General features: G+C 55.1%; 10 protein-coding genes. 4 read left to right on the top strand and 6 right to left on the bottom strand.

Features of this window, described 5'->3' with window-relative positions; translation table 11 throughout:
* Positions 1 to 130 precede the first annotated feature (130 nt).
* Positions 131 to 478 (top strand): hypothetical protein, encoded by a 348-nt coding sequence (locus ACOCD2_RS00540; RefSeq protein WP_293643852.1) that lies wholly within the window; start codon positions 131 to 133, stop codon positions 476 to 478.
* 187 nt (positions 479 to 665) lie between these two features.
* Here ACOCD2_RS00540 and ilvA read toward each other — a convergent pair whose 3' ends face one another.
* Positions 666 to 2,189: a threonine ammonia-lyase, biosynthetic gene (gene ilvA / locus ACOCD2_RS00535; RefSeq protein ID WP_293643850.1), complete on the bottom strand. Its 1,524-nt coding sequence runs from the start codon at positions 2,187 to 2,189 to the stop codon at positions 666 to 668.
* Positions 2,190 to 2,278: 89 nt separating this feature from the next.
* Between ilvA and rpiA the strand changes: the two genes are divergently transcribed.
* A complete protein-coding gene (gene rpiA, locus ACOCD2_RS00530) occupies positions 2,279 to 2,941 on the top strand; it encodes a ribose-5-phosphate isomerase RpiA (protein WP_293643848.1) in 663 nt (220 codons plus the stop codon).
* 332 nt (positions 2,942 to 3,273) lie between these two features.
* Here the strand turns inward: rpiA and ACOCD2_RS00525 are convergent, their stop codons facing one another.
* The 4 genes from ACOCD2_RS00525 to ACOCD2_RS00510 all read right to left on the bottom strand — a co-directional run bounded on the left by ACOCD2_RS00525 (position 3,274) and on the right by ACOCD2_RS00510 (position 6,083).
* Complete coding sequence (locus ACOCD2_RS00525) at positions 3,274 to 4,257, bottom strand: porin (protein WP_293643846.1); 984 nt, start codon at positions 4,255 to 4,257, stop codon at positions 3,274 to 3,276.
* Positions 4,258 to 4,452: 195 nt separating this feature from the next.
* A complete protein-coding gene (rpsI, locus tag ACOCD2_RS00520; RefSeq protein WP_293643844.1) occupies positions 4,453 to 4,845 on the bottom strand; it encodes a 30S ribosomal protein S9 in 393 nt (130 codons plus the stop codon).
* A gap of 25 nt (positions 4,846 to 4,870) precedes the next feature.
* A complete protein-coding gene (gene rplM / locus ACOCD2_RS00515) occupies positions 4,871 to 5,299 on the bottom strand; it encodes a 50S ribosomal protein L13 (protein ID WP_293643842.1) in 429 nt (142 codons plus the stop codon).
* Positions 5,300 to 5,747: 448 nt separating this feature from the next.
* A complete protein-coding gene (locus ACOCD2_RS00510) occupies positions 5,748 to 6,083 on the bottom strand; it encodes a (2Fe-2S) ferredoxin domain-containing protein (protein ID WP_293643876.1) in 336 nt (111 codons plus the stop codon).
* A 29-nt stretch (positions 6,084 to 6,112) separates the two neighbouring features.
* Here ACOCD2_RS00510 and ACOCD2_RS00505 point away from each other — a divergent pair, with 29 nt between their 5' ends.
* Both ACOCD2_RS00505 and coq7 read left to right on the top strand, forming a co-directional pair.
* Entirely contained in the window at positions 6,113 to 7,255 is a 1,143-nt protein-coding gene (locus ACOCD2_RS00505; protein ID WP_293643840.1) for a (Fe-S)-binding protein, read from the top strand.
* A gap of 10 nt (positions 7,256 to 7,265) precedes the next feature.
* Positions 7,266 to 7,916 carry a 2-polyprenyl-3-methyl-6-methoxy-1,4-benzoquinone monooxygenase gene (gene coq7 / locus ACOCD2_RS00500; protein ID WP_293643838.1) on the top strand — a complete coding sequence of 217 codons (651 nt, stop codon included), beginning with the start codon at positions 7,266 to 7,268 and terminating at the stop codon, positions 7,914 to 7,916.
* 66 nt (positions 7,917 to 7,982) lie between these two features.
* Here coq7 and hemE read toward each other — a convergent pair whose 3' ends face one another.
* Entirely contained in the window at positions 7,983 to 9,047 is a 1,065-nt protein-coding gene (gene hemE / locus ACOCD2_RS00495; protein WP_293643836.1) for a uroporphyrinogen decarboxylase, read from the bottom strand.
* Between the last annotated feature and the right edge of the window lie 26 nt (positions 9,048 to 9,073).

Genomic DNA, 9,073 nt, shown 5'->3' with positions numbered 1-9,073 from the left:
AGCAGGGTTAAGTAACGGTAAATGCTGGCATTTATTGAAGAGTTGTTTATACTCACAAACAGTGAGTGCATTTTTTTTGCAACTCGTGTATTGAACTGACTCGTGTATTGAACTGTTAATGGGGGATCTCATGGCAAAGAAGACATCAAAGAAAAAGACTGCTAAGAAAAAGGCGGTTATTTCAAAGAAAGCAGCCAAGAAGAAGGTTGCAAAGAAGAAAGTGGTGAAAAAGGCAACCAAAAAGAATGTGGCTAAAAAGAAGGTAGCGAAGAAAAAGATTGTCAAGAAGGCGGCAAAGAAAAAAGCTACCAAGAAAAAAGTAGCCAAGAAAGCGGCTAAAAAGAAAGTCAGTAAAAAGAAGGTAGCTAAAAAAGCGGCAAAGAAAAAAGTGTCCAAGAAAAAGGTGGCAAAGAAAACCGCCAAGAAAAAGCCTACCAAGAAGAAGGCCAGTAAGAAGAAGGTAAGCAGAAAAAAATGAGGTAAAGGCCGGGTCTGCCGGGTGTGGCCTAAAGAGGCCACCCGGCAGATACCGCATCAGTTACAGTTACCTGTCCATGGTCTGCCCGCACAGAAGGATTTGCGTTATGCTGAAAGCAAATCCCTCACAACCGGATTGACTTACTCGACAAGTCTTTTCATCAGGGGAGGGCGCGAAAAGATCTCAATCAATCCCCGGCACTGGCGAACAGGCGGTAGGCTGGGTTTTCTGTTTCTTCATGATAGCGGTAGCCCAGTTCTTTCAGGTAGGCGCGGAATTCGGCAACCTGCGTTCCGCTAAGCTGTACGCCTACCAGTACCCTGCCATAGGCCGCACCATGATTGCGGTAGTGAAACAGACTGATGTTCCAGCCGCGACTCAAGCCAGCCAGAAAATCCAGCAGGGCTCCGGGGCGTTCGGGAAAGACGAAGCGAAAAAGTCTCTCGTTCTTTACCTGGGGCGCGTGTCCACCCACCATGTAACGGATATGCAGTTTTGCCGTTTCGTTGTCCGTCAGATCGGTGATACCGAATTCCTTTTGCTTCAGGCGGCTGATGATGCTGTCGCGCTCTTCTGCGCCGCCAGACAGTTCTATGCCGCAAAACACATGTGCTCGCCTTTCATCGTGGTAGCGGTAGTTGAATTCGGTAATATTGCGTTTACCCAGTACCCGGCAGAAACTCAGGAAACTGCCCGGGCGTTCGGGAATCTCCACGGCGATGAGGGCCTCCCGCTGTTCACCCAGTTCGGCTCTTTCTGAAACGTGGCGCAAGCGGTCGAAATTGATGTTGGCGCCACTCAGGATGGCGATGAGATTACCGTGCTTGCCCCGCTTTTTTTGCAAGTATTTCTTGATGCCGGCGATTCCAAGGGCGCCTGCAGGTTCAGCGACGCTGCGCGTGTCGTCGTAGATGTCCTTGATGGCCGCACAGATTTCATCTGTGGTAACCAGCACCACATCATCCACGTATTGCTGTGCCAGTTTGAAGGTTTCCTTGCCGATCTGGCGCACGGCAACACCGTCTGCAAACAGACCTATCTGTTTCAGGCTTACCCGCCGGTTGGCTTTCAGAGCGCGTTGCAGGGTGGGGGTGTCTTCCGGCTCCACGCCGATAACGCGAATTTCCGGCCGCACTCTTTTTATATAGGCTGCCATGCCGCCGATCAGGCCACCACCTCCCACAGGGATGAATATCGCCTCGACAGGATCTTCATGCTGCCGCAGAACTTCCATGGCAACCGTGCCCTGACCGGCGATGACATCAGGATCATCGAAAGGATGAACGAATACCATGCCCTTTTCCTTCACCAGTGATCGGGCATGTGTGTAGGCATCGTCGTAGGAATCGCCGTGCAGTATGATACGTGCGCCGAGATTGCGGACTGTCTGGACTTTGATGGGAGGTGTGGTCGTGGGCATTACGATGAGCGCGGGTACGCCCAGACGCTTGCCGGCCAGTGCCACTCCCTGTGCATGATTGCCTGCCGAAGCAGCGATGACGCCCTTCTGCTTCTGCTTTTCCGAAAGGTTGTAAATCTTGTTGTACGCGCCACGCAATTTGAAAGAGAAGACGCTTTGCATATCCTCACGTTTGAGCCAGATATTCGTGTTCAGGCGAGCAGACAAACGGGGGATAAATTCCAGGGGGGTCTCCCTGGCGACGTCATAGACGCGGGCGCGAAGGATTTTTTCCAGATAGTTGCGGGACATCGGCAAAGCCTTGAACAGTGAATGGTAATGGCGTTTTCTATGCTGTAATGGTAACTTATTGCGGAATATAAAAAAGGAGAAAAGAAGCAATGACTCAAGACGAATTGAAGCGTCAGGCGGCGGAAGCCGCGCTGAAATATCTTCCCGACAGTGGTGTGCTGGGTATAGGAACCGGCTCGACGGTCAACCATTTCATTGATCTGCTGGCAGACGTGAAAGGCCGTTATGAAGGTGCCGTCTCCAGTTCCGAAGCCTCGACCGAAAGGCTGAAGAAGATTGGCATGCATGTGTTTGATCTTAATGCGGTGGGAGAGCTGGAAATCTATGTCGATGGTGCGGATGAGTCGAATTACTCACTGCATCTGATCAAAGGGGGTGGTGGTGCGCTGACGCGTGAAAAGATCATTGCCGCTGCCAGCAAGAAATTTGTCTGTATTGCCGATGAGAGCAAGCTGGTTCATGTCATGGGTAAATTTCCCCTGCCTGTGGAAGTGATTCCCATGGCGCGCAGCTATGTGGCGCGTGAACTGGTTAAACTGGGTGGTACACCTGTGTGGCGGGAAGATTTTATTACTGACAATGGCAATATCATTCTGGATGTCGAAAACATGGAAATTATGGAGCCGGTGCAGTTGGAGACAACCATCAATCAGATTGCCGGTGTGGTCACCGTTGGTATTTTTGGTCACCGACCGGCCGATGTGCTGATACTGGGGTCTGAAGAAGGCGCGAAAACCATTCTGCCAGAGTAATCACTGAACGATTCCCGTGTGGCTGTGGTATCAAGCGCAAAACAGTACGGGCGCCTGGCTTTCTTACAGGCGTAACACGGCTGTCTGAGCAGCGCTTTTGCAACAGAAAAAGCCCGTGCATCTGACCGATGCACGGGCTTTTTTTCGTATATGGATCTCTTTTCCGCTGGCCTGCTGGTAGTGCAGCTGCCCGCGGCATCAGAATGAACATGAGTTTTTCCGGTTAGCCTTGACTTCCCGCTCACAAAAAAAGGGAGGTGCTTTCGCACCTCCCTTTTTATTTATGCAGATACCTTGACGGTGTCTACACGATCCTTGCGGTCAGGTCCTGATCAGAACTTGTGAACCATACCGAAGGAAACACCAGACTGATCAGCAGATCCGTAGTTGGTGCTCTGCAGGCCGTGCTCGGAATCAGCATACTGGATGTACATTTTGGTACGCTTGCTGAAGTTGTGGTCCAGGCCAACGGCCCAAGCGTCGGTCTTGCCTTCATCGAACACATCATTGTCAGAATCGATGCGACCCCACATGGCTTTCAGCTTGTTGTTGCCGAATGCCCAGGAACCGTTAACGGTGAGGTTCTTGGCGTCGCCACCACGGAACCGTGCGCGCAGATCATCATCGGTCTGGTCAGCGTAAACAGCACCAATGTGGAAGGCGCCCATATCGAAGCCTGCACCAATGCGCCAGTAAGAAGCATCAGCGCCGCCCTGCAGGTCGTCCAGAGACTCGTATGAGCCAGACACGAAAAGACCGCCGTTGCTGTACATGGCAGCAAGAGAGTAAGCGCCAGCGATGTCGCCGTTACCGTCATAATCCGCATCAGGGATCATGGCGCCAACCAGAGTCAGGCCGCCGAATGAAGGAGAAACGTAGGCAATAGCGTCGCTGGCACGCAGATCGATCAGACCGGCAGTGGCATTGAAGTCAGCCAGTTCGTCCGCGAAGATATCCAGCTTACCGGTAGACATTTTCATGGGGGTGTCGTGACGACCATACAGGAAGGTACCCCAGCCGCCGGCCAGGCCGATGTAGGTGTTACGGCCGGAACCGAAACCGCCTTCAGCGGTGTTATAGCTGGTTTCCATTTTCCAGATCAGTTTCAGGCCATCGCCCAGATCTTCGGAACCCTTGAAACCCAGACGGGATGCGCGGCTGGTTACATCATAGATGCTGTCAGCACCGCGTGCATCAGGATTGATGTAATCGATGGAGGTGTGAACTTTACCATAAATGGTCACATCGGCTGTCGCAGCCTGAGAAACCATGGGCAGGGCTGCAGCGACTGCCAATGCTAGAAGCTTCTTTTTCATTTGGAATACTCCGCTAAATAAAATTAGGTTTAAAAACATGTCTAAGCAGGAGCAATAATAGTTGCTTTTTTACAATAACGCAACACTTTTTTGTAAAAAAATCACACGATGTTGTTTTGTTGCAGAAAAGTAACAAAACCGGAGGGCGGGGCTGTCCTCCCCATGGGATCGGGGAGGACGGATGGAACTGTTCGATTAACGCTTGGAGTACTGGGGACGCTTGCGGGCCTTGTGCAGTCCCACTTTCTTGCGTTCTACCATACGCGCGTCACGGGTCAGGTAACCTGCCTGGCGCAAGGTGGAGCGTTGCTCTTCGTCATACTCCAAAAGCGCGCGTGCGATGCCATGACGGATAGCGCCGGCCTGGCCTGTTGTGCCGCCGCCACTAACCGTGACACTCACGCTGATCTTTTCCGCCAGGTCGGTGGCTTCTAGAGGCTGGCGTACGATCATGCGGGCAGTTTCGCGGCCAAAGAATTCATCCAGAGGACGGCCGTTTACTGTGATGCTGCCATCACCGGGAGTCAGAAAAACCCGGGCTGCGGAAGTTTTGCGTCGGCCGGTGCCGTAATTTTGTTGCTGTGCCATTTCGTCAGATCCGTATCAGCTGTGTTCAGATGTCGAGGGGTTTGGGCTGCTGGGCGCTATGCGGATGCTCAGTGCCGGCGTAAACCTTCAGCTTTTTCAGCATGGAGCGACCCAGAGGGTTGCGCGGCAGCATGCCTTTGACTGCTTTTTGCAGTACACGCTCAGGTGCTTTCTCCAGCAGTTTGCCCAGGTTGATGCTTTTCAGGTTGCCAATGTAACCCGTGTGATGATGGTACATCTTGTCCTGCAGCTTGTTGCCGGCGACGCGCAGTTTTTCCGCGTTGATCACCACAACATAGTCGCCCGTGTCTACATGCGGCGTATATATAGGCTTGTGCTTGCCTTTCAGCCGGCGTGCAATTTCACTCGCCATGCGACCCAGGGTCTTGCCCTCTGCATCTACTACATACCATTCCCGGCGTACTTCCGCCGGCTTAGCGCTTACCGTTGTCATTTGTCTCGTTCCCAAAAATGGCGAATTCCCGCCATACTCCACGAAAGGGCGCGAATAATACCCGACTTGAAAATGAGATACAAGCCCTTCCTGTATTCCGCACAAACAGGCAAAAAAATAGCGCGGCAGGGGGTGCCGCGCTAAATAATAACCACCAAAGGAGGATGGTGCATACTGATTTTCCAACAAAGGGGGAGGAGGAGAGGAAAATCAGTATGTGAGCATTTTCTAATATTGGGCGTTTCCTGTCAAGAAAATTTTATGTGATTTGGATGGCAATAGTGAAAATGTCAGGCTGGAGCAGCCTTGGAACCCCTGGCAGAAACTGTGTTTTCGAAATCGGTTGATCGGCCTGCCAATCGAGTTGCCCTATTGCACCTGTTTGCCGTACCGGTTCATACAAGTGCCTGAATGATCAGAGAGGTGGTAGTGCTATCGGCTGTTCTGGTCAGATTTTCAGGCGCTCTACGATCTGCCCGTGCTGCAGGTGGCGTGTTATGATTTCATCCAGATCCTCACTATCTACATAGGTATACCAGGTTTCTTCGGGATAGATCACCATGACGGGACCCTGAGCGCAGCGGTCGAGACAGCCGGCATTGTTGATGCGAACCTGGCCTTCTCCGTGAATGCCCAATTCCTTGCAGCGTTTCTTGAGGTAGGTCCGTGCGTTTGTGGCGCCAAGACAGGCGCAGCAGGCGCCCTCCTCGCGCTTATTGGTACAGACAAACACATGATATTTGAAGTAAGACATAGACGAATACTGTTCTGCTGCGGTCAGTATGCCGATTATACGCCAGGAAGCACGGCTCCATGATTGTGGAGACGGCGCGTTGCGTCAAATGCGGTCTTTGCCTGGCTGAGTGCCCGACATATGGTCTGACGGCCAGTGAGGCGATGTCGCCGCGGGGGCGGATCACGCTGGTTCAGGCGCTTGCTCAGGGCCAGATCCTGCCGGATGATCACAGCGCAGAAGTTTTGAACAGCTGTCTGCTGTGCCGGCGCTGTGAGGCCATGTGCCCGTCTGAAGTGCAGTTCGCGAAAATCATGGATCAGGGCCTGTCGCTGGTGCGTTCGCAACAGGGTATAAAAAGCCGTTTGCTGCATATGCTGCTGCCCCGGCCGGGGCTGATGCGATGGCTGCTGCGCCTGGGCAGGCCGGTTCTTCCGGCTTTTCCCCGCCTTAATATACTGGCTCGTCAGGCCCGTACAGATGCGCCCAGACCTGCCCCTGTCTATCGTCCTGACATAGCGAAACCCGTTGGCAGGGTGGGATTGTTTGTGGGGTGCACGGGCAGTCTGTTCGACAGTGTTGCTGTCGACTCGGCGATTTCCCTGCTGCTGCGGGCTGGCTACGAGGTGGCAGTACCAGCAAAACAGGTCTGTTGCGGTGCCCTCGATGCTCATGCGGGTAACATCGGCAGGGCGGTGCGACTGGCGGCCGCCAATGAAGCCGCCTTTGCTGCGATCGGGGAGCTGGACGCTGTGATCAGCATCGCAAGCGGTTGCGGTGCGCAACTCGATGTTTACGAGGTGCTTGGTGCAAGGCACAGGGACATTGCCGCCTTCCTGGCACAGGAAAAGGTGATTTCACGGTTGGAGTTCAGGCCGCTGTCAAAATCCGCGGCGGTTCATATTCCCTGCACGCTGGAAAACGTTCTGCACAGTGGTGATGCCGTGATGAAACTGCTTGCATGCATTCTGGAACTGAAGGCTGAAGCGGTGGGGAAGAAGGGTGCCTGTTGTGGCGCCGGTGGGACCGGGGCGGTACTCCGGCCCGGGGTGGCGGAGCGGCTGCGGGAACCCTTCGTCCGGCAAATAGCCGATATCTCGCCGGATTTTGTTCTGAGCAGCAATTTATCCTGTCGTCTGCACCTGCAGTCCGCTGTGGATGGTCAGGATCCTGAATACCTGCATCCTGTCACTTTGCTGGCGCGTCAGCTGATAAGGGATTAGAATTTCTTCCATGAAAGAAGCGCACAGAAACTTTACCGCGGCAGACCGTCTGGTCGTCAATCTGGACCAGGCCCTGCGCACGCTGTTTGGCCGCCCGCTGGTGACCGAACGTTCCAATCCCGCCGAAGAATGCACGGAATCCGAATTGCCGGAATCCCAGAAAGACCATGTGGCCCGCCTGATGCGTATCAATCACACGGGCGAGGTCTGCGCCCAGGCGCTGTACCAGGGGCAGGCGCTGACAGCGCGAAAGGAAGAAGTGCGGCGCAGCATGGAGCGTTCTGCGGCAGAGGAAAACGATCACCTGGACTGGTGCGAACAGCGTGTCGAAGAACTGGGTGGCCGCCTGAGTATTCTCAACCCGCTGTGGTATGCCGGCTCATTCGCACTCGGTGCGGCTGCCGGACTGGCGGGTGACAAGTGGAGCCTGGGTTTCGTGGCCGAAACCGAAAAGCAGGTCGAGGGACACCTGGACGAGCATCTGGCGCAGGTGCCGGAGTCGGATTGCCGCACCCGTGCGATCCTGGAGCAGATGAAGGAAGACGAGATCCGCCATGGCCAGACGGCAAAAGCCCATGGCGGCGCGGAACTGCCTGGTCCCGTCAGGGTGGCCATGAAATTGACCTCGAAGCTCATGACCGCGTCTGTCTACCGCCTGTAGAAAGCGCGCCCCACCGCCGCTTCGGGGTTAAAAAGCCACTGGAAACAAAAGCTTTTCAGTGGCTTTTTATTTGTGATACTGCTTGCTCAGCTCGTGAACGGCTTCGATCATGGCGCCGGCATGTTCCGGGTCGATGCCCGGATGGATGCCATGGCCCAGATTGAACACATGGCCGGTGCCGAGGCCGTAATTTTCCAGGATATTGGCCACGGAGCGGCGGATGACTTCGGGTGAGGCGTACAGGGTGCTGGGATCCATGTTGCCCTGCAGGGCAACGCGGTGGCCTACACGTTCCCTGGCCTCACCGATATCTGTGGTCCAGTCCAGCCCCAGGGCATCGCAACCCGTGTCCGCCATGGCTTCCAGCCACTGGCCGCCACCTTTGGTAAATAGCACCACGGGCACCTTGCGGCCTTCGGCTTCCCGGGTCAGGCCTTCCACGATGCGCTGCATGTAGGCCAGGGAGAATTCCTTGTAGTCCGAGGGGGTGAGGGTGCCGCCCCAGGTGTCGAAGATCATCACCGCCTGGGCGCCGGCGGCGATCTGGGCGTTGAGATAAGAGGTCACGGATTGCGCCAGTTTGTCCAGCAGGGCGTGCATGAGCTCCGGGCGGTCGAACATCATGCCCTTGGACAGGGCGAAGTTCTTGGTGCTGCCGCCTTCCACCATGTAGGTGGCCAGGGTCCAGGGGCTGCCGGAGAAGCCGATGAGAGGCACCCGGCCATCCAGCTCCCGGCGAATGGTGCGCACCGCGTCCATCACATAGCGCAGTTCTTCTTCGGGGTCTGGCACCGGCAGGGCATCGATAGCAGCCTTGTCCTGCACCGGGCGCTCGAAGCGTGGCCCCTCGCCTTCCTCGAAGTACAGGCCCAGCCCCATGGCGTCCGGTATGGTAAGAATGTCGGAGAACAGGATGGCGGCGTCCAGGGGGAAGCGCTCCAGGGGCTGGAGGGTGACTTCGCAGGCCAGTTCCGGATTCTGGCACAGGCTGAGGAAATCACCGGCCTTTTCGCGGGTGGCGCGGTACTCGGGGAGATAACGTCCCGCCTGGCGCATCATCCACACCGGTGTCATGTCAACGGGCTGGCGCAGCAGGGCGCGCAGAAAGCGGTCGTTCTTCAATGTGCTCATGGTGATCCGGGTCCTGTTCGGCAATG

The sequence above is a fragment of the Thiolapillus sp. genome, from assembly GCF_048562965.1.
Classification (GTDB): Bacteria; Pseudomonadota; Gammaproteobacteria; order Chromatiales; family Chromatiaceae; genus Thiolapillus; species Thiolapillus brandeum_A.
This window is presented reverse-complemented; position numbering and strand designations above follow the sequence as displayed.

Coding starts and splice junctions, on each gene's coding strand:
- ACOCD2_RS00540 (WP_293643852.1), top strand. CDS start 131: ATGGCAAAGAAGACATCAAAGAAAAAGACTGCTAAGAAAAAGGCGGTT.
- ilvA (WP_293643850.1), bottom strand. CDS start 2,189: ATGTCCCGCAACTATCTGGAAAAAATCCTTCGCGCCCGCGTCTATGAC.
- rpiA (WP_293643848.1), top strand. CDS start 2,279: ATGACTCAAGACGAATTGAAGCGTCAGGCGGCGGAAGCCGCGCTGAAA.
- ACOCD2_RS00525 (WP_293643846.1), bottom strand. CDS start 4,257: ATGAAAAAGAAGCTTCTAGCATTGGCAGTCGCTGCAGCCCTGCCCATG.
- rpsI (WP_293643844.1), bottom strand. CDS start 4,845: ATGGCACAGCAACAAAATTACGGCACCGGCCGACGCAAAACTTCCGCA.
- rplM (WP_293643842.1), bottom strand. CDS start 5,299: ATGACAACGGTAAGCGCTAAGCCGGCGGAAGTACGCCGGGAATGGTAT.
- ACOCD2_RS00505 (WP_293643840.1), top strand. CDS start 6,113: ATGATTGTGGAGACGGCGCGTTGCGTCAAATGCGGTCTTTGCCTGGCT.
- coq7 (WP_293643838.1), top strand. CDS start 7,266: ATGAAAGAAGCGCACAGAAACTTTACCGCGGCAGACCGTCTGGTCGTC.
- hemE (WP_293643836.1), bottom strand. CDS start 9,047: ATGAGCACATTGAAGAACGACCGCTTTCTGCGCGCCCTGCTGCGCCAG.